This window comes from Bacillus cereus group sp. BfR-BA-01522 (genome assembly GCF_022662635.1).
Lineage (GTDB): Bacteria > Bacillota > Bacilli > Bacillales > Bacillaceae_G > Bacillus_A > Bacillus_A cytotoxicus.
The window spans coordinates 386,257-407,030 of record NZ_JAKUDY010000002.1 but is presented as its reverse complement, the minus strand read 5'-3'; the positions used below and the strand labels follow the sequence as shown (position 1 = coordinate 407,030).

Here is a 20,774-nt window from a genome sequence, read left to right as displayed (position 1 = left end):
GTAGAGATAGGTGGGGCTTTCAATATAATCCTTAAACTGGAATAAAACCATTCGATTGTCACTCTATTCAAGAAGCCTTATGAATGAGCTTTCTATATTCCACGCCTTCAAAATAATCTATTCAATCCAGCATTTAAATTTCGTTTTTTAAGACATATTTTCTGATTAACATAATAAACTTTCTATACAAAATTATAAAATCCTTTTTTCATATTATTTTAAAAATTCCGTATATCGATTTGAAAGAACAAAAAATTCATGATAAAATTATGTTATAAGTATATCTTTTCCAAATTTTAAAGAAAAAACATCTGTTGGCAAAAACACACAAATTTATTTCATTTATTTACATCATAGTCTCGTTTCTTACAATTTCTTTACTTTAAAACATTTTTTCTGCAACAACTGTTTCCTTTTCTTTAGTTTTTTGGTATGAATATTATGATATAACAGCTTACACGGAGGTGGAAAAGAACATGTTAGAAACCTTTCAAAAAGAATTAGAACTTTATGAGAGTAATGCAGAATTATTGAAAGTGCTTGCTCATCCTGTTCGCTTATGTATTGTAAAGGGCTTAATTGAAAGAGGCCCAAGTAATGTTTCTACAATGTACACTGGCTTAAACATGCCACAATCCACAATTTCACAGCATTTAGCAAAGTTAAAAAGCGCTAAAATTGTCTCTAGTGAAAGAAAAGGATTGGAGATTTATTACAAAGTAGAGAATGAAGTCATCATTCAGCTCGTTCATGTATTATTAGGTTAGGGACTATTGGATCATTAAACAGAGAAAAAATGGCGTATTCTATATATTTTATCTCATATCTTTAATATAAATATATATCATGAGGGAAAATATATTAGGCTACATATGAAAAGTCGTATTAAAAAACAAGACGCAGAAAGTTTCTGCGTCTTGTTTTTTCTATACATATAAATAACGATTTACATCCAAAAACGGCAATCCTTTCTTCTGTATTAAAATATCAAAAGCATCGCCTATTCCTCCATCTAAAATCATGGAACGGATGGATCGATTTATTTTTTGATTTTCAGAAAAAGGGTTTCGATCTTGATGATTCATAAGCTGTTCAAGTATGCCTGCCGCTAATAAAAAAGTACTCTGTTTTGTATGCCATACTGTATACAGTCCTGTCGTTTCCCCAGCCTTCTTTATTTCATCCCAATGTACATGAGCTGTAATATCCATTTCACCAGGATAAGCAAGCGGGCTTCGAATCAATTGATGATGATAATACCCTCTTAAACTTCCTTCACGATGAGCTGGATGCATCCACTCTTCTTTTGTATAACCATAATCGACTGTAATCAGTAATCCTTCTTTTATCCATGCAGCAATCTCTTCTATATAGGATTCTGCTACAATTGGAACTTCAAATCGTTGTCCTTCTGAAAGTCTTATATGATGTCTTCTTAAATAATGAACTGTCTCATTTTCTATCGGCCTAAATACCTCTGTAAGTTTTCCTTCATTTGTATATGAAACTCGCACTTCATATAGCACTCCCTTACGCTTCTCAATTACTTCAACAGGGAAAGCATCAAATAATTCATTCGAAAAAACAATTCCTGCAAAAGAGTCACCTAATTCTTGATAAGATTGGTGCTGAGAAATATTAGAAAATGAGTTCAGTTGCTGTTTTTGTAGCTTGCGATGAAAAGGGCTTAACTCAATAATAGAATAGTGTAAATCAGCGAAAGTTTCAGGAGATAGGCGCTGCCATTCTTGTAAAACATCATAAGCAAATCTCCCTGTTCCAGCCCCAATTTCACAAAGGTTAGGTTCGATTTCTCCCCCTTGAACAAGCCGGATAAAAAATCGAGCAAATGTCTTTGCAACTGCAGAAGAGACATTACTAGTTGTAAAGAAATCACCTTTTCTTCCGATTTTATTACGGCTGTTCATATAATATCCATGTTCTTGATTATATAATGCAACTTCCATATACGTGCGGTATGAAATCGAATAATCCTTTTCCTTTTCCATATATCCCCTTAAAATGAACTCTATCCCCATACTACACCTTATTGTAAAAATGGATTATTTTCTTTTTCAAACCCAATATTCGTTTCTGGACCATGCCCACACAATACAGTCGTATCATCTGGTAGCATAAATAATTTCTCTTCAATACTTCCCATTAACTCTGTAAGGCTTCCCCCTGGTAAATCTGTCCTACCGATGCTCATTTGGAATAATACATCTCCGGAAAATACAGCGTTCACTTCTTTACAATAGTAGGAAATACTACCCGGAGAATGCCCCGGTGTTTCAAACATTTCAAATGTAAATGGACCAATTGTTAATGTTCCTTCTCCATCAATCCTATAATCCGCTGGTTTTGCTGTAATACTTCGATTCATCATAAAAATTTGTGAACCGTTAACAGCCGGATCACCAAGCCATTCTGCTTCTTCTTTATGTACATATACGGGAATACGAAAAGCCTCCCTTACCGCATCAACTGCACCGATATGATCAAAATGTGCATGTGTTAATAAAATCGCAAGGGGCTTTAACCCTTCTTGCTGTAAATATGTTACAAGCTTTTCCCCTTCGCTACCTGGATCAAAAATCACACATTCTTTTTGATCGTTACTTAAAATGTACGCATTTGTTTGTAAAGGCCCTAACGGCATTTGTATCCATTTCATCTTTTCCTCTCCTCCAGTTGTTGGACTTTCTTTTATGATACAACATTTCTTTCTCTGACGAAACGAAGCGCTACTATCTCGACAATCATTTCTAAAACATGTACAATGAAAAGAGTAAAAATTCTAAAAAATAAGAATGTGAGAGCAGAGGAGGATTATATATGGGTCTTGTTATCATTTTTGCACTAGTCACTCTGTTAGCTGTATTCGCCACCCTAAGAACATTACGTGAAAAAAACTTACTAGCAGGCGGCTTCTCCATTGCAACCGTACTCGTTTTTGGATGGTTTACAGTTATGACCGTTCTAAATAATGGGTATCCACCAGCATCATAATTCATTGTTATATTCTTATTCAACATGATTTTGCATATAAAAAACGAAAGGGGCAGCCCTTTCGTTTTTTATTCTTCACAAATTATATCATCTTCACTTCGTATTGCTGCTTTTTTACAAGCCAAGCTCCTCCAATTACACCCGCATCATTACCAAGCGTTGCAATTGCTAGCTTTGTGCTCTTTCTAGCACGTGAGAATGCGTATTGTTCAAAATAGCGTTGCGTTGGTTCTAATAGCGCATCACCTGCTTTAGAGACGCCGCCACCAATTACAATTTTTTCAGGGTTTAATGTACTTGCAAGGTTTGCTACAGCTAATCCTAAATAAGAAGCGATTTTTTCTACTACTTCAGCTGCTAATTCATCACCTTGTCCTAATGCTTCAAATACATCTTTTGATGTAATACGGCCTTCTTCAGCCAACATCGAACGCAGTATACTTTCCTTCTCTGTTTCTTGCATTTTTTGCATAGCAACACGAACAATCCCTGTTGCGGATGCCACTGTCTCTAAGCAACCAGATTTCCCGCAATTACAAGGAAATGCATTTTCTGTAACGACTGTAATATGGCCAATTTCACCAGCTGCACCGCTTGCACCATGAACGATTTCACCATTGGTAATAACACCGCCACCAACACCAGTTCCAAGCGTCATACAAACAAGATCTTTCGCACCTTCTCCAGCACCCTTCCACATTTCCCCAAATGCTGCTAAGTTGGCATCGTTATCAATAACAACAGGTAAACCTGTTTCAACTTCTAATAAATCTTTTAATGGATAGTTTTTCCACCCTAAGTTAACCGCTTCATAAATCATGCCTGTAGCTACATGGACAGGACCCGGAGCACCCATACCAATACCAATTAATTTACTCTTTAATTCGCCTAATTCTTCTAATTTTTTATCGATTGCTTTGGCTACATCTAGTGTAATATGTTTTCCTTGTTCACTAGTATCTGTTGGGATTTCCCACTTGTGTAAAATTTCACCGTACACATTAATAAATGCTAATTTAATTGTCGTCCCACCCAGGTCAACACCAACTAACCATTTCTCTTCCATTTTTGCTAACCTACCTTTTTCTATTTCTTGCTCATCTCTTTTTGAATTTCTTGCTTTATTAAAAATAAAGCTGTTTGATAATCGTTTCGTTCAATCAGCTGTGATTGATTCAATTCATGTAGCTCTTCCTGCATTAATTGTAAATCAGCCACCCGATCACCTGTATAAATAACCGTTCCAAATTTTTTTAGTAATTGCTGAATATCATAAATGGATCTCATGTTATCACCCTCTATGTCTACTTATTATACAAATATAATAAGAAAACGTTCACATATTTCATTATAATCAACGAGAAAAAGCCTCGTCAATTCTTATTCATCTCTATCAGAGTATTTTACACAATTGTTTCTTTTTCTGTAATAATTTTTTCGACATTCTGATCAAATGGTTCTATCGGAATATCATCTACAATTTGAAAGTCAAAAGCTAAAGACACTCTTGCCCCCTCATATGTAGCAAGGTAACGATCATAATAGCCGCCACCATATCCAATACGTTCTCCTCGTCTCGTATAAGCAATTCCAGGGACAAAGAGAAGATCTATCTCATTCACCTTTACTTCTTTCGTTACAGTAGGAATAGGCTCTCGCAAATTCATATATACCGTTTCTAATTGATCCCAGTTCATGATTTCACGAAAAGTCATTGTTCTTGTCTTTCGATTACATTTTGGTACAACTACTTTTTTTCCTTCTTGCCATGCTTTTTCTATAATAACATATGTATTCACTTCATGGTCCATAGAAAGAGTAATCCCAATTGTTTCTGCCTCTTTCCACTCTCTTTGTTCATATAAAGAATCTGCAATTTGTTCTGATAAAGCCTTACGCTGCTCTTGTGTCATCGAATACATGTGTTTTAACATTCGTTTACGTAGCTGTATCTTCTCCTCATTCATGACTATTTCCCCCTTCTAATCTTAAACCATGCATTACATCCCTATGGGATAGTTTATCATTTTAAATACACACTGCACAGCGAAATAGTGGCACAAAATAAAAAGAAACAGTAGGAAATATTCCTACTGCTTACTTTGTTTCACGGTGTAACGTAGACTTCTTGTCACGCTTGCAATACTTTTTAAGCTCAAGGCGCTCCGCGTTGTTACGTTTATTTTTCTTTGAGATATAGTTACGATCTCCGCATTCTGTACATGCTAGAGTAATATTCACACGCATTCTTATTTCCCTCCAGTCACTAATAACTTAAATCAGACTATACCATAATACCACTTTTAAAACAAAAATTCTACACCTTTTGATATTGTCTAATCTTTTCTATAAGATTTTTCATATTTTCTCTTGCTACTAGTGGGTTTTTCGCATGTGAGTATACAAGAAATTTCGGTTGTTTCACATCAGAAACAATGTACGACCATTCTTTCTCTGCATATTTAAACTGAACTCCTTCTAATATTTCTATTTCCCTTTCTCCCATATCTTGCAGTAACATCCCCATTATTTTCCCTTTTTCATTCCACGAACAAACAACCTCATCACATAACAAATAAAGCGGTGCTGTCTGTTCTACCATCATGGATAATGTACTCCCTTGTTTTGCAATTAACTCGAGTAACTTCCCAATCCGATATAACATATCCCTTTGCCACACTTGTCGCAATTCTTTTTCCATGTGCATATAAAAGAGAAGATAACAATTTCCTAGCTTTAACGATATTGGATACATATCCTCGACTGTTTTCAATAATAAGTCTGACACATCGATTTCGCTAACATTCTCACTCTGATACACCCTACCATGCCCATCATATAATTCGAATACATTTCCTTCTTCACCGCATATAAAGGCCATATTAGAATGACTGGATTTCATTAAAGATTTCACATGTTCTTTCCGCTCCTGCGCATACACCCATGTAATAGAACAACCAAGCCTTTGAAAAAAAGAAAGAAGTAACGGTTGTAACAAACAATCCATTTTATTAATAAGAAGGTGGAACTGTTGCGCCTGTATGTTCTCAACATCTATATATTCTAAAACGGCCGTTACATAATCCTCTAAACAAATTTGTATTATTTGATTTTCTCCTATCTCTTTTTCAGATACATAGCGAAAGTTTTCAGCCATATATAAATTTTCTATTTCCTTCTGCTGCTTATAAGTTAACTGCCTTCCTTCTTTCCCATAGAACCGTATCCTCATATCTTGATCTTTCGTAAAACAAATGAACGCACCACCTATGCATTCTAATTTCCGAATCGTATATTGAAATGGGGATTCATTCATTTCTTGACATTCCACCGTATTCATTCCTACGCTGTGAAGCGCATGCAGAAATAATTTTTTAAAAACTTGTACTTCTGCATTCTTATAGCTTCCTATTAATATAGTCTCACCCTTCCGAAACAATGAACCGTAAGCCATTGCTATTTTCACAATGATTTGCGGTGTTATTTCGATATTTCCTCTACCTACAATTTGACTTCTTTGCAACCACCTTGATGCATGTTCTTCTTTTGTAACACCACCAGATGCAATAATAGAATGATGATCAATTATTTTATGAGGCCATAACTTCCCACCTTGCTTAATTACAGTGCTTTTCCCGATTTGACAACAATCCGCTACAACACTTTTCTGATATAGCGTGACATCGTCTTCGAGTCTCGTTTTTTCACCAACTGTCGTCTCTAATAATTCACAATGTTTCCCAATATACGTATTGGCGAAAATAATACTTTTTTGAAGACGTGTGTAGCTTGATACAGTACTATGTTTCCCAATAATAGAATACGGTTCAACGATCGCTCCCGCTCCGATTGTTACTCCGTCACCGATGAAAGATGGCCCGTGAATCTTTGTACCTTTTTCAATCGTTACTGCTTCTCCCATCCAAACCATCGGTAATACTTCTGTATAAGGAATCGTTACATTCACTTTTTTCGTCAATAAATCAAATTGAGCTTGCCGATACTGCTCAAATGTTCCAATATCCATCCAGTATCCTTCTGCTTTGTATCCAAATAACGCATTTGTATTCTCCAATAACGGAAAGATATGGCGACTAAAATCAGCATATGTTTTGGGAGGTATATAAGAAAAAATACTAGGATCCATAATATAAATCCCTGTGTTTACAACGTTTGAAATGACTTCATTCCAACTCGGTTTCTCCATATAACGTATAATTTCTTGTTCTTTATTCATCACCACTAACCCAAAAGACAGTGGATTTTCTACTTCTTTTACAAACATCGTTAGCATTCTCTTCTTCTGTTGGTGAAATACAATCCCTTCTGTTAATGGAAAATCTGTTAATGCATCACCGCTAATTACTACAAACGGTTCATCTAAAAATGCTTCAGCCTGTTTAATACTTCCTGCTGTACCAAGGGGGGGTGAATCCTCAAAGTAATGTAATTTGACGCCCCATTTACTCCCATCCCCAAAGTACTCTCTAATCGTATTGCTCAAATATTGAACAGTAATTGCGATTTCCCGAATACCATGTCGCCGTAACAATTCAATGTTATATTCTAAAACCGGTTTCTCTAGTAATGGTAACATCGGTTTTGGAACATTACATGTTAACGGTCTTAGGCGCCTTCCTTTTCCACCAGCTAAAATAACCCCCTTCATGCACATTCATCCTCCACTTTTGTAATATGAAATCATCTTTATTTACCATATGTATGTGACTTCTATGTCCGTTAATCTTTCCAATGTCTAAACCACCTTAGAAAACGCTTACTTTTGTTATACAATCGCTATTTTCTTTATTTTTCCATATTTATTACGATACATCTTATCATCATAATTTGAACGAGGCAACGAGCTTTTTTTGTCATGTTTTGACTAAAAAAGCAGATGATTCTTATCATCTGCCCTCATTGATTTCTAGTCATTTAATAAATAATGTTTGCCTTTCACCAAATAGAAAACATTTTCTGCGATATTTGTAATATGATCTGCTATACGCTCAATATATCTAGCAATAAAAGATAATTGTGTAATTTGTGTGATAGCTTCTGGTTGCTCTGGAATTGTAGATATAAATTCACGAATTGCTTTTCCGTATATTTCATCAACGGAATCGTCCATTTCAGCAATTTGTTTCGCGTACGTTAAATTTTCCTTTTGGTAGGCCTCCAAAGAAAGACGTAACATCTCATGAGCAATTGAAAACATTTCTTCTATATGATGTAACTGAACAGATACCTCTTTTTCCCCCAGACGAATTGTTGCTTTCGCAATATTTACCGCATGATCTGCTATACGCTCTAAGTCTGTTGCCGTTTTAATTGAAATAAAAACTTTTCGCAAATCACTTGCTACAGGCTGTTGCTTTGTAATTAACATAAGCGCAAAATCGTTAATTTCCTCTTCTAAATAATCCATTCGGTAATCACTATCAATCACTTCTAACGCCTTTTCTACGTCTCTCTTTTGAAGACTTTCCATAGAAAGTAAAAGAGCACCTCCTGCTAGTTCTCCTAATTTCATTACTTTTTGCTGCAATGTTTTTAAATCATAATGAAATTGCTCGCGTACCATCATTCTTCCCCCTCTATTTATTTCACTATTTGCAAATAGTAAGACTCTCCCCTCAAAATTTGATGAAAGCAAAAAATTAGGCAAGAGGGGAGCTGTCTACGAAAGCTCTCTACTTACTAACATTTCACTTTACATAAGCCAAATCTTTCCTCTTACAGATTAACTTGACACAACAAATGCCCCAACGTAAGAGGGGCATTTTACTCTTATTATCCAAAGCGTCCTGTAATATAGTCTTCTGTTCGTTTATCTGAAGGTGTTGTAAATAATTGATTCGTATCCGTATACTCTACGACTTCTCCACTTAAGAAAAATGCCGTTTTATCCGAGATACGTGCTGCTTGTTGCATATTATGTGTCACAATTACAATACTAAAATTTTTCTTTAACTCTTGTATTAACTCTTCTACTTTCAATGTAGAAATTGGATCTAGAGCAGATGTTGGTTCATCCATTAAAATAACATCCGGCTCAATCGCTAAACAGCGGGCAATACATAAACGCTGTTGTTGGCCGCCAGATAAGCCATATGCATTGTCATGTAATCGATCTTTTAATTCATCCCAAATTGCTGCACCACGTAAACTTTTTTCTACAATAGCATCAAGCGTCTTTTTATCGTGAATACCATGAATTTTCGGACCGTATGCTACATTTTCATAGATGGATTTCGGAAATGGATTTGGCTTTTGGAACACCATTCCAACATGTGTACGTAACTCTTCGACAGGATATGATTTATCAAAAATATTACGCTCTCGATATTCAATCACGCCTGTTGTTCGAACGATTGGGACTAGCTCAACCATACGGTTCAATGTTTTTAAGTACGTGGATTTCCCACAACCACTAGGCCCAATAATTGCAGTTACTTCATTCTCATGAATGCTTAAATTCACATCTTTTAAAGCATGATCCTCTCCATACCATAGATTTAAATTTTTCGTATCGAACACAACTTTTTTTGGGACTGTTTCCACTTTTTCCTCTTTTTTCACCTGTACATTTACTACTGTTGCTACCATTTTGAATTCCCCTTTCATCCATTTCCTACTTTATTTACGATTTCGCAGCCATAAAACAACCATATTCATAATTAGCAACAATCCTAGTAAAACGATCATCCCCGCTGCTGCTACATGTTGAAACTCTTCTTGTGGCCTACTCATCCAATTAAAAATTTGAATTGGTAAAACTGTAAATCTATCAAATATTCCAAGTGGAATATAATTTGCAAAAGCAAGAGCTCCAATTACTAATAACGGCGCTGCTTCTCCAATTGCCCTAGACAAAGCTAAAATACATCCAGTTAAAATTCCTGGGAGAGCAGTTGGTAATACAACTTGATACATCGTTTGCCATTTCGTTGCTCCTACTCCATACGAAGCTTCCAATAAACCATCCGGTACCATACGAATTGCTTCTTGACTGGACACAACAACTGTCGGCAATGAAAGAAGACTCATTGTAAGCGCAGCAGCTACTATGCTTTCTCCCAGTTGAAAAGCATAAACAAAAATTGTTAAACCTAACAATCCAAATACAACAGATGGAACACCCGCTAATGTTTGAATATTTAATGCTATCATTCTTGTAAAAATAGATTGTTTGGCATAATGCTCTAAATATAGTGCTGTACCGACTCCTAAAATAAATGAGACTGGTACAACAATACTCATAAACAATATTGTTCCTGATAATGCGGCAGCAATCCCCGTTTGATTTGGATGGCGCGAAGCAAAATGTATCAAAAAATCGATTGAAAGATAGCCGATACCTTTTTCAAAAATTTGATATAGCAATACAATCAGAATCAGAATAGAAAACAGCATTGCAATAGAAAAAATCCATTTATATACTCGATCTTTCCAAAAGCGAAACGACATGTTTTCTTTTATCCGCTTATGATTTAACATCCGCATTTTATATCGCCTCTTTAAATCGACGCATAATTTGCTGTGAAATGATATTCATCATAAACGTAAATACAAGGAGCGTAGCCCCTACAGCATACATACTGTAGTAAGTAATCGTACCATGCGGTGCATCTCCTAAACTCACTTGAACAATATATGCTGTTAATGTTTGAATCGAATGTGTTGGATCCAAAGATAAATTTGGCGTTGAACCGCCCGCAATGACAACAATCATCGTTTCACCAATCGCACGAGAAGCTGCCAATAAAACCGCAGCTATAATTCCGCTAAACGCGGCAGGTAAGATGACTTGCTTGACTGTTTCAAATCGAGTTGCTCCAAGCGCCAACGAGGCTTCCTTGGCTCCCTTTGCTACAGCCCCCATTGCATCCTCAGCAAGAGAAGCAACCGTCGGAATCATCATAAAACCAATTACAATTCCTGGACTAATCGCATTGAAAAATTGTAAATTTGGAATCATTTTTTGTAAAAGTGGTGTAACAATCGTTAATGCAAAAAAGCCGTATACAATTGTCGGGATACCTGCCAATAGTTCTAACAACGGCTTTAATAACTTTCTAGCAGCCTTTGGAGCATACTCACTTAAGAAAATGGCACACCCTAATCCAACTGGAATCGCCACAACCATAGCAATGATTGTAACAAGAAATGTTCCACATATAAGCGGAAGTATTCCAAATTTCGGTTCTTCAAAAAAAGGTAACCACTCTTTATCAAGAAAAAAATCATGCAATGATACTTTTCGAAAAAACATCATCGTTTCATTTGCAAGCGTCATCACGATTCCTACTGTCGTTATAATAGAAACGCTAGCAATTGCCTTTAGAAATACTGGAACCATTCGATTGATTCGCTGCGTTTTCTTTCTTTTAAGCCGATTCCTTTCAATCAAATGCTGCACAGAAAATGTAATTTGACTTTTGTTATGATGAGCCAAAGATGAAAACCCCTTTCCACCCTGACATTATCTCTCTATTTCTGTTAACATTCGCAGCTGATCATTATATTTTTCTTCTGGTAACCTTACATATCCGACTTCCTCGGCTAACTCTCCTACATGCTTCATCATGAATGCAACATAATCTGCTACACTCTCTTTATTGTGGAGAGACGCATGATTTACATATGCGAACAGAGGTCTTGATAACGGCTTATACATTCCGAATTGAATGGTTTCTTTTGTCGGAAATACACCGTTTACTTTAATGGCCTTTACCTTATCACGATTTGCCATGTAGTAGGCATACCCTACAAATGCAATCGCATTTCTATCATTCATAACACCTTGCATAATAACTTGATCATCTTCTGACAATGAAACTGTTTTTACAAGGCGATTCTTTTGTAAGACTACATTTTGAAAATAATCATACGTACCAGAATCCACGCCTGGTGCATAAAATTGAACGTTTTCCTTCGGCCATTCTGGATGGATATGCGACCACCGTTTTATACTTCCATCTTCACTCCATAATCTCCGTAATTCTTCTACTGTCATATTATCCACCCACTTATTTTGACGATTTACAATCATAGTCAAACCGTCATAAGCAATTTCAAGTGGTGTAAATTGGATGGAGTTCTCTCTCATCATTTTCTCTTCCACTCGTTTCATGGAACGTGAAGCGTTATTCATATCCACTTCTCCTGCTCCAAAACGTTGGAATCCTCCTCCTGTCCCAGAAATACTAATAGAAACTTTCACATGCGGTTCTTTCTTTGTATATTCTTCTGCTACTGCTTCCATAATAGGAAAAACCGTTGAGGATCCATCAACTCTCACTTCTCCTATTTTATTTGCAGCAAATGCAGGAGACATGTACAAAAATATAGAACATATCGATACGATGAAAACCTTGCTCAATCTGTGTATCCCCTTCACACGTGTTCCTCCTAGAAGTAACCTACATAACAGGATTACAGGTATAAGAATAATGCCAAACTATTAATGAGGTTTTAATTGTTTGTAAAAATTTTGTAAAGTTCAACTTTTTGAATGATCATGAAAGCCCCTCCCCTTTTCTGTCCATTCTCTACAATTGACTTCAAACTTTCATATAGATAATTGCATTTTCTGGACTTGTCCATCATTACTAAAATATATGTATCACTTACAAAAAAAGCACACTATCTTTTGAGATAGTGTGCCAAACTGATATCAATTTATTCATCATCTTGTTTCTTTGATTTTTCCCCTTTTTCATCTTGCGGCTCTTCACCTGTTAATGCTTGCTTTTTCAAATCAAAGTAAGCATCCAGAATTTCACGACCAATGTATCCGTTAATTCCTGTTTTATCATCATATACCCACGGAACAACAACGGAGAAGGCAACTTCTGGATTATCAAATGGTGCATACCCTACTAACGTTAAGTTATAAATTATTTTACGCTGACCATTTGCATCTTTTCCAATTTCTTTGTCACCACCGTATGGTATTTGAGCAGTTCCTGTTTTTCCGGCAGCTTGATACTTTGCAGTCGCAAAGTATCTCTTGCCAGTACCACTCGCATCATTAAACACTTGCCTAAACCCTTCTTGAATTCGTTTAATCTGACTCTCAGGCATATCAATACGGTTCAATACTTTCGGTTCCATTGATTGAATGACTTTTCCAACTTCATCAGGTTTCGCTGCTGGTTGACGAATTTCTTTTACAATTTGCGGTTGCATACGATAGCCACCATTTGCAATTGTAGATACATATTGTGCAAGCTGAAGTGGTGTATAGTTATCATACTGGCCAATCGCTAAGTCTAACAAGAAACCAGGTGTATACTGCGAACCTTGAAGTCCAGCTGATTCATTCGGTAAGTCGATACCTGTTTTCACTCCTAGACCAAACTGACTAAAGTAATAACGCATATCATCAAACGCTTGTTTTTTAATATCTAATGTACCTCCACGAATGTAAGGTACTTTTGCAATATTCATCGCTGTTTTAAACATATATACGTTAGAAGACATCTTTAAAGCAGTTAAATCATTAATATAACCCATCGTTTTCCAAGAAGATTTCGTCGGTGTCCCTTTTAATTTGATCGGTTCATCCAATAAAGTTGTTCCAGGTGTAATGGCACCTGTTTGATATCCAGTTAACAAAGTTGCACCTTTGACAGTCGACCCCATTGGATAAGAACTTGTCATTGTACCTAAAGCAAAGTCCTTCACTTCTGTTTTCCCATCTTCATTGACAAGCTGTTTCCCAGCCATTGACAGAATTTCACCGTTTTTCGGATTCATCATTACAACAAACGCTCGATCAAGCAGAGGCTCTGAACCTTTAAATTTCATTAAATATTTTCCAATAATTTCTTCGACACGTTTTTGCAGTTCCATGTCAATTGTTAAATTTAGATCATTTCCTCGTTGCCCTTTCAAGACATTTACTGTTTCTAAAATATTACCATTTTTATCTGTAATATTCTTCACTTCTGCCTTTGAACCGTGAAGTGCATCTTCATATTGTTGTTCAATATAACTTTTTCCAACTCGATCATTACGGTTATAATCCCGAACAAGGAAATAATCTAAGCGTTCTTTTGGTAACCCTTCATCCGAGCTTGTTACACCACCAAGTACACTGCGGAACATATCATCATACGTATATTTACGATCCCAATCCACATTTGTATCGACACCTGGTAATAACGCTAAACGCTCGCTGACTACAGCGTATTCTTTCGGGGTTACTTGCTTTTTAATAATTTGCGGCGTCATAGCATATCCGCCGTCCATCTTACTCTTAATCGCCAGCACTTCTAAATCTTTTTCTGTTAATTGATTTAATTCTTCTTCCGTCACACGATTTCGTTGACGCTCTGCGACTTCTTTATCATCAATTTTTTTTTCTTTTAATTCTTCGCGATCTTTTTTTGTAATTTTTGCTTTCGCTTCTTCTTTATGAAGGAACAGCCAATAATCTTTTTTATCACGTTCTGTTAATTTATCCGGTGATACTTCAATTAAATCTGCAAGCTTTTTCGCTGTTTCTAAACGTTCCTCTGAAGTCGACCCTTTCATTCGCGTAAATGTAATGGTTCGAACTGGATCATTATCTACAACGGAACGGCCATATCGGTCAAATATTTTTCCACGTGGAACCGGATTACTAATTGTTGAGTTTTCTTTTTTCTCAACTTCGTTTTTGTACTCCTCCCCATGAACAATTTGTACATAACCAAGCCTTACAATAACCGCAGAGAACATTAAAAATACACAAAGAAATAACACGTTCAGCCGAAACGGAACGTGGGTCTTTTTCTTTTTTTTCTTACTCATACGAACCCCCTCTACCACCTTTAGCTATATAATATGAAAGGGACACCTGTTACAGGTGCCCTTACAGCTATTTTACGTGTCTTTTTATTCTAGCATAAAACAAAGAAGAAGTTAACCTTCTGGTTCTGTGCGATTTGGTATCGTTTCTGTAGCTATTATGCTTGTTCTATTCATATTCTTCTCACTGTATTTGACATTTCGCACAGCAAAATAAACAAGGAAATGTCCAGCCCCAAGGATGCCTAATAAAACAGGTAAGCTTTTTTCTGGTTGAAAAAACGATACAGCGCATAAAAAACTAATAATAGAGCAAATTCTTCCACCATTTAACCATAATTCTCGCACAACAATATACTCCACTCGCCATTCTTTTGCATTTTTCGCTCTTCCAATTACATCATAAGTCATTGAGCCATAAGGAACGAGTAAGATTGGATAAGCAATTGCAATAGAAGCTGCATAGATAAGTAATTTCGCATATGTAACATGAAAAATAACTAAAAATACCACAGCATATAAAATAATTCCACCAAGCAAAATGGCTTTTTTTCTCCATTCTTTTTTTAACATGCGAGTAACTAAGTAATAAGCTACAAACGAAACAGCCGAATTTACTAAACTATACTTCCCTAACGCAAATTCACTCCCTGTTGCCAAATAGATGTACACAGAAATAACAAAGACAAAAATCCCTTCTCGTAGCCCTTGAAAAAAATGAGCACGTGTGATTCTTCCCCAGTTTTTATCTATCTTTCGTTCCTGTAGAACTTGTACAACTTCATAGCGACCTTCACACTCTCTTTTCGATAAAAAAAAGCTCATAACAACAGCGATTGCAAACAAAGTTAATGAAAGAAAAAAAATCACTGTATAGCCGCTCCACTTTTCCATACGAGAAATGGTATATCCAGCTGTTATTGGCCCAATCATGCCAGCAAACGAAGTTAAAAGACCAAGAAAACCATTGAAAAAATCACGCGTTTCTGGCTCTGTAATTTCAAACGTTAACAAGTTAAAGGCCAACCAATAAAACCCATACCCAATACCAAGGAGCCCACCTATTAATATAATATATTGGGAAGCATGCGTTCCTGTAAGTAAAACTACAATAAAAAAAGTCGCTAATGTTCCAACTCCGATCCGCAATAAAATGGCGCGATCGATTCTTTTCGCTAATTTTCCTGCGAATAAAAAAGTCAGCGGTTGTAACACAACACTTGCTAAATTATATAGCCCTATGTTTACATAATTTTGCGTTTGCTTCCATAAATAAATGTTAACAAATGTATTGGATAATGAAATAGCGAGTGTATACAATCCGCCCATACTAAGTAATAATATTAAATCCCGATTCACCTCAACATCACCAATTACATGTTTCCACTTCATATATAACTCTCCTTTACTTCATGTTCTAGTCTTCCAAAGACTAGGCACAATTATGTAAAAGAAAGCATACAAAAAAGCTAGCGGCATATGCCCCTAGCTCTTTTCATATTCCCTTGTATAAAATGAAACAAGTACTATTATTTAGCTTCTTGGTAACGTTTTTCAGCTGCATTCCAGTCTACAACATTCCAGAACGCACTGATGTAATCAGGACGGCGGTTTTGGTAATGTAAGTAGTAAGCATGCTCCCAAACATCTAAACCGATGATTGGTGTTTTCCCTTCTGTTAAAGGTGAATCTTGGTTTGGAGTACTTGTTACTTCTAGTTCACCGTTGTTTACTACTAACCAAGCCCAACCAGAACCGAATCGAGATGCACCAGCTTTTGCAAATTCTGCTTTGAATGCATCAAAGCTACCGAATTTTGCTTCAATTGCAGTAGCAAGTTCACCTACTGGTTGTCCACCGCCATTTGGAGATAAGATTGTCCAGAAGAAGCTATGGTTTGCATGTCCACCACCATTGTTACGTACTGCAGTACGAATTTCTTCTGGTACTTCGTTTAAATTTGCAACTAATTCTTCAACACTTTTGTCAGCTAATTCTGCGTGACCTTCTAATGCAGCATTTAAGTTTGTTACGTACGTATTGTGGTGTTTCGTATGATGGATGTTCATTGTTTCTTTGTCAAAATGAGGCTCTAATGCATCATACGCATAAGGTAAATTTGGTAATTCATGTTTTGCCATTGTTATATTCCTCCCATTTTATGTATTGCCAAAACAGTTTGGCATACAACTTCATTTTACCCTAATTGCCATAGGGTGAAAACAAATTAAATCACATTGTCTTGCTATCATTAAAGTAGCAAAATCCCCATTTCTTTTCAAACAAAATGCTCACTTATTTCGTAAAAAAAGCCTCCTTCTACAAGGAAGCTTCTTGCCTGCATTTATAAGTATGTAACATGGGTATGGACCCTGTAGGACTCGAACCTACGACCGGACGGTTATGAGCCGTCTGCTCTAACCAACTGAGCTAAGGGTCCAAGATTATATACATGATTATAGGAAAAACGACTATATCATTCTTTATGCTTCTTCCATGAAACTTCTATAAAAACGAGCTTCCTACAAAATAGAAGATGCAAGAAATGTAAGATAAATTTACCATATAAAAAAGAAAAGTGTCAATTATATTTTTCTTTTCATGCATTGTGTTTTCAAAAAACTTATATAATAAACTCGCTACGCATGACATGAGAGCGCGATATTGCTTGTGATTCTCTAGATACGTACGTTACAATGTTTATATATGTCTACTTAATATAAAAAGGAAGTGAATCTATGTCTATCTTTACACAAATTGGAAAGAGTCTATACTCACCGAAAGACATGGCGCTTTTTCGGTTTCAAAAAATCGGAAAAACGATTCTTTATATCTTATTACTCTGTTTCCTTACAACCATCCCGAGAACTTTATTGTATGGCAGCGTTATTCAAGATAGCGTTGGAATCATAAAGCAAGCGCTTGAACAAGACATTCCAGACTTTAAAATAGAAAATGGGGAACTAAAGGCAGATATTAATCAACCCATTGAAAAAGAGGAGGGAAACTCTATCTTTGTATTCGATCCAAATGCTACTGATACAGGAAAGTATACGAACAAAACAGGGTTGTTTGTTCTAAAAGACAAAGTTATTTCTGTTGCAAATGGAATAACACGAACATATTCTTACAATGATTTATTAGGTGCTTCTCTTGAGAAAAAAGACTTGCAAGACTTTCTTTCTTTTTTCAATAGTATGTATCCTATTTTAATGCTTGTTATCGGGTTCTTTACTTATTTATTCCAATTATTTATTACTTTTTTAGGTGTTACACTACTGGCATTTATCGGATCTGCTATGAGCGGTCAGCGCAAATTATCTTATAAACAAGTTTGGACGTTAACTGCTTATAGTTATACAATCCCAACTGTTTTCTTTATGATTATGGACTTACTAAAGATTACAGTTCCCGGATCATTCCCTCTTTACATTGCAGTTATTTTAATCGTCTTATACTTAGCAATAAAAGAAATTCCAACACCAAAAGAAAAATAATGATTACAAAAGAGGCGATCCAAAACACATACGTTTTGGATCGCCTTTATTTGATATAAACTTTTGCTCACTTAGACTTAGTTCATGTCAATTGATAAATTGTTATCCGTTTCCTTTACATAGGCGTAATGTTGCTTGAAGTGATACGTTCTATCCTTTCCATTTGAGATTTCAACTGTATACACCCCATTTAGAACGTCTTTGAAATACATTTTTCTCAACGTCCTCTTTTCTCCAGAATGAAACAACCAATTTGATTTGCTTTCTTACCATACATTCTATATCGCTATTTAGGCATTTTTTTTTAGGACAAGCATATATTCCTAACAAAGGAGTGAGGAATATGAAGAGACTTGGCGTATTTTTATTTGTGCTTGTTCTCGGTTATATATTTTATTACGATATAAAAATTGGTACTTTGCCAATGTTAAGCTCATACAAAAAAACAATTGCTGCTCAAACTGTTAAAAAAGAAGATATAAAGAAAGAGACAAAAAAGAAGACGGATACATCTTATAAAAAAATCGAGGTAAAAACAGGAGATACTGTTCTCTCTATTACAGAAGCTATTAATAAGAAAAAAGTTCCATCCATCGAAAAAGTAATCAACGATTTTAAACGATTAAATAAAGAGAGAACGTCTACAAAAATTCAAATTGGAAAATCGTATAAATTCCCATTATATCAATGAACCGTTACATTATCCTTGTCAATTCTATAAAGGCGCTGATACAATAGTAAAAGTGAAACCAAGCATAGTGGTTTCGATTTCCTTATACTTCATATACTATGTGCGGTATAAGAGACAAAATAAGAAACTTCTTTTATAAGGAGAGCGATCTATTCGTGAATGAAATAACTCATCGTACAAAAACACGTCCGGTTAAAGTCGGTAATTTAACAATTGGTGGTAATAATGAATTAATTATACAAAGTATGACTACAACAAAAACGCATGATGTAGAAGCAACTGTTGCTGAAATTAAGCGTTTAGAAGAAGCAGGCTGTCAAATTGTCCGCGTAGCTGTTCCAGACGAACGAGCTGCAAATGCCATTGCTGATATTAAAAAGCAAATTAATATTCCGCTTGTTGCTGATATTCATTTTGACTATCGTCTTGCTTTAAAGGCAATCGAAGGTGGCATTGATAAAGTGCGTATTAACCCGGGTAATATCGGGCGCCGCCACAAAGTAGAAGCTGTTGTAAATGCTGCCAAAGAGCGCGGTATTCCAATTCGAATTGGTGTAAATGCCGGTTCATTAGAGCGTCATATTCTAGAAAAGTATGGCTACCCTACTGCTGATGGTATGGTCGAGAGCGCATTGCATCATATTAAAATTTTAGAGGACTTAGACTTTCATGATATTATCGTATCGATGAAAGCATCCGATGTAAATTTAGCTATTGAAGCTTATGAGAAAGCAGCTCGTGCTTTCGATTATCCATTGCATTTAGGCATTACAGAGTCCGGTACTCTATTTGCCGGAACAGTTAAAAGTGCCGCTGGTCTTGGAGCTATTTTAAGCAAAGGTATCGGAAATACACTTCGCATCTCGCTAAGTGCTGATCCAGTTGAAGAAGTAAAAGTGGCTCGTGAATTGTTAAAGTCATTTGGTCTTGCTTCAAATGCCGCAACACTTATTTCTTGTCCAACTTGCGGACGTATTGAAATCGACCTAATCAGTATTGCAAATGAAGTGGAAGAGTATATCTCTACATTAAAAGTACCGATTAAAGTAGCTGTGCTTGGCTGTGCAGTAAATGGCCCAGGCGAAGCTCGTGAAGCTGATATCGGGATTGCTGGAGCACGTGGTGAAGGCTTATTATTCCGCAAAGGAAAAGTTGTTCGAAAAGTTCCAGAAGAAACAATGGTAGAAGAACTCAAAAAAGAAATTGATGTCATCGCTGCTGAAATGGCTGAAAACCAAGAAAAAGAAAAACAAGAACAATAATAATAAAGGCCTGCTTACACTATGATGTAAACAGGCCTTTCTGTATCATATGAGAAAAGCCCATCAACTTTTCAGCTGATGAGCTCTTACTTTGCACATTTCGGACAACGTCCATATATTTCAAATTTATGACCTGTGACCTCATATCCTTTAAAATCTTTATTCATAAAATCCATTGGACAAGAAGTAATTTCTTTTGTACCACCACAATCTAAACAAATGAAATGATGATGATGTTCCATAATAGAACATGTAAAGCGAAAATGTTTTTCCCCATTTAATTCTGTCTGCTCTAAAATACCGATTTCAGCAAATACGGTTAAATTACGATAAATTGTATCAAAACTCAATCCCGGATAATTATCCTTCATGTGTTCTAACACGTCTTTTGCTGTTAAGTACCGATTATGTTTCGCAAATAAACGTAACATTTCCTCTCGTTTTCCAGTATGTTTATATCCTTTTTCCTTCATTAAGCGTAAAGCTTCTGTTAAGTTCATAACTATCCCTACT

21 protein-coding genes and 1 tRNA gene are annotated in these 20,774 nt (G+C 35.9%); 5 read left to right on the top strand and 17 right to left on the bottom strand.

The window, feature by feature from the left end; all coding sequences use genetic code 11:
* Window positions 1–476: 476 nt before the first annotated feature.
* Window positions 477–767, top strand: coding sequence for an ArsR/SmtB family transcription factor (locus MR059_RS04690; protein WP_012095451.1), 291 nt, complete (start codon window positions 477–479; stop codon window positions 765–767).
* A gap of 159 nt (window positions 768–926) precedes the next feature.
* Here MR059_RS04690 and MR059_RS04685 read toward each other — a convergent pair whose 3' ends face one another.
* Complete coding sequence (locus MR059_RS04685) at window positions 927–2,039, bottom strand: class I SAM-dependent methyltransferase (protein WP_012095452.1); 1,113 nt, start codon at window positions 2,037–2,039, stop codon at window positions 927–929.
* 8 nt (window positions 2,040–2,047) lie between these two features.
* Complete coding sequence (locus MR059_RS04680; RefSeq protein ID WP_012095453.1) at window positions 2,048–2,677, bottom strand: MBL fold metallo-hydrolase; 630 nt, start codon at window positions 2,675–2,677, stop codon at window positions 2,048–2,050.
* A gap of 161 nt (window positions 2,678–2,838) precedes the next feature.
* On the opposite strand from MR059_RS04680, the gene MR059_RS04675 reads away from it, so the two are divergent.
* Complete coding sequence (locus MR059_RS04675) at window positions 2,839–3,012, top strand: DUF2759 domain-containing protein (RefSeq protein ID WP_012095454.1); 174 nt, start codon at window positions 2,839–2,841, stop codon at window positions 3,010–3,012.
* An 82-nt stretch (window positions 3,013–3,094) separates the two neighbouring features.
* Here MR059_RS04675 and glcK read toward each other — a convergent pair whose 3' ends face one another.
* The 14 genes from glcK to MR059_RS04605 all read right to left on the bottom strand — a co-directional run bounded on the left by glcK (window position 3,095) and on the right by MR059_RS04605 (window position 17,251).
* Entirely contained in the window at window positions 3,095–4,078 is a 984-nt protein-coding gene (gene glcK, locus MR059_RS04670) for a glucokinase (protein WP_012095455.1), read from the bottom strand.
* A 20-nt stretch (window positions 4,079–4,098) separates the two neighbouring features.
* A complete protein-coding gene (locus MR059_RS04665; RefSeq protein ID WP_012095456.1) occupies window positions 4,099–4,299 on the bottom strand; it encodes a YqgQ family protein in 201 nt (66 codons plus the stop codon).
* A 116-nt stretch (window positions 4,300–4,415) separates the two neighbouring features.
* Window positions 4,416–4,979, bottom strand: a complete 564-nt coding sequence (locus MR059_RS04660) for a 5-formyltetrahydrofolate cyclo-ligase (RefSeq protein ID WP_012095457.1) — start codon at window positions 4,977–4,979, stop codon at window positions 4,416–4,418.
* A gap of 130 nt (window positions 4,980–5,109) precedes the next feature.
* A complete protein-coding gene (gene rpmG, locus MR059_RS04655; RefSeq protein ID WP_012095458.1) occupies window positions 5,110–5,259 on the bottom strand; it encodes a 50S ribosomal protein L33 in 150 nt (49 codons plus the stop codon).
* A 70-nt stretch (window positions 5,260–5,329) separates the two neighbouring features.
* Entirely contained in the window at window positions 5,330–7,681 is a 2,352-nt protein-coding gene (locus MR059_RS04650) for a sugar phosphate nucleotidyltransferase (protein WP_041810023.1), read from the bottom strand.
* Between the two features lie 258 nt (window positions 7,682–7,939).
* Entirely contained in the window at window positions 7,940–8,596 is a 657-nt protein-coding gene (gene phoU, locus MR059_RS04645; protein ID WP_041810025.1) for a phosphate signaling complex protein PhoU, read from the bottom strand.
* Between the two features lie 209 nt (window positions 8,597–8,805).
* Window positions 8,806–9,621: a phosphate ABC transporter ATP-binding protein gene (gene pstB / locus MR059_RS04640; protein ID WP_012095461.1), complete on the bottom strand. Its 816-nt coding sequence runs from the start codon at window positions 9,619–9,621 to the stop codon at window positions 8,806–8,808.
* Between the two features lie 30 nt (window positions 9,622–9,651).
* On the bottom strand, window positions 9,652–10,518 hold the full coding sequence (gene pstA / locus MR059_RS04635) for a phosphate ABC transporter permease PstA (protein ID WP_012095462.1): 867 nt from the start codon (window positions 10,516–10,518) through the stop codon (window positions 9,652–9,654).
* 1 nt (window position 10,519) lies between these two features.
* The gene (gene pstC / locus MR059_RS04630; RefSeq protein ID WP_012095463.1) at window positions 10,520–11,470 is read right to left on the bottom strand and encodes a phosphate ABC transporter permease subunit PstC; all 951 of its coding nucleotides are present in this window, start codon (window positions 11,468–11,470) and stop codon (window positions 10,520–10,522) included.
* Between the two features lie 27 nt (window positions 11,471–11,497).
* Window positions 11,498–12,406, bottom strand: coding sequence for a PstS family phosphate ABC transporter substrate-binding protein (locus MR059_RS04625; protein WP_370684836.1), 909 nt, complete (start codon window positions 12,404–12,406; stop codon window positions 11,498–11,500).
* A gap of 290 nt (window positions 12,407–12,696) precedes the next feature.
* Window positions 12,697–14,814, bottom strand: a complete 2,118-nt coding sequence (locus MR059_RS04620; RefSeq protein ID WP_012095465.1) for a peptidoglycan D,D-transpeptidase FtsI family protein — start codon at window positions 14,812–14,814, stop codon at window positions 12,697–12,699.
* A 111-nt stretch (window positions 14,815–14,925) separates the two neighbouring features.
* A complete protein-coding gene (locus tag MR059_RS04615; protein WP_012095466.1) occupies window positions 14,926–16,203 on the bottom strand; it encodes an MFS transporter in 1,278 nt (425 codons plus the stop codon).
* A gap of 137 nt (window positions 16,204–16,340) precedes the next feature.
* Entirely contained in the window at window positions 16,341–16,952 is a 612-nt protein-coding gene (gene sodA, locus MR059_RS04610) for a superoxide dismutase [Mn] (RefSeq protein WP_012095467.1), read from the bottom strand.
* 225 nt (window positions 16,953–17,177) lie between these two features.
* A tRNA-Ile gene (locus MR059_RS04605) sits at window positions 17,178–17,251 on the bottom strand.
* A 298-nt stretch (window positions 17,252–17,549) separates the two neighbouring features.
* Between MR059_RS04605 and MR059_RS04600 the strand changes: the two genes are divergently transcribed.
* The 3 genes from MR059_RS04600 (at window position 17,550) to ispG (ending at window position 20,261) form a co-directional block, all read left to right on the top strand.
* On the top strand, window positions 17,550–18,308 hold the full coding sequence (locus MR059_RS04600; RefSeq protein WP_012095468.1) for a DUF1189 domain-containing protein: 759 nt from the start codon (window positions 17,550–17,552) through the stop codon (window positions 18,306–18,308).
* A gap of 343 nt (window positions 18,309–18,651) precedes the next feature.
* On the top strand, window positions 18,652–18,999 hold the full coding sequence (locus MR059_RS04595) for a hypothetical protein (RefSeq protein ID WP_012095469.1): 348 nt from the start codon (window positions 18,652–18,654) through the stop codon (window positions 18,997–18,999).
* 98 nt (window positions 19,000–19,097) lie between these two features.
* Window positions 19,098–20,261: a flavodoxin-dependent (E)-4-hydroxy-3-methylbut-2-enyl-diphosphate synthase gene (ispG, locus tag MR059_RS04590; protein WP_162533139.1), complete on the top strand. Its 1,164-nt coding sequence runs from the start codon at window positions 19,098–19,100 to the stop codon at window positions 20,259–20,261.
* 86 nt (window positions 20,262–20,347) lie between these two features.
* Here the strand turns inward: ispG and MR059_RS04585 are convergent, their stop codons facing one another.
* Window positions 20,348–20,761 carry a Fur family transcriptional regulator gene (locus tag MR059_RS04585; RefSeq protein WP_012095471.1) on the bottom strand — a complete coding sequence of 138 codons (414 nt, stop codon included), beginning with the start codon at window positions 20,759–20,761 and terminating at the stop codon, window positions 20,348–20,350.
* Between the last annotated feature and the right edge of the window lie 13 nt (window positions 20,762–20,774).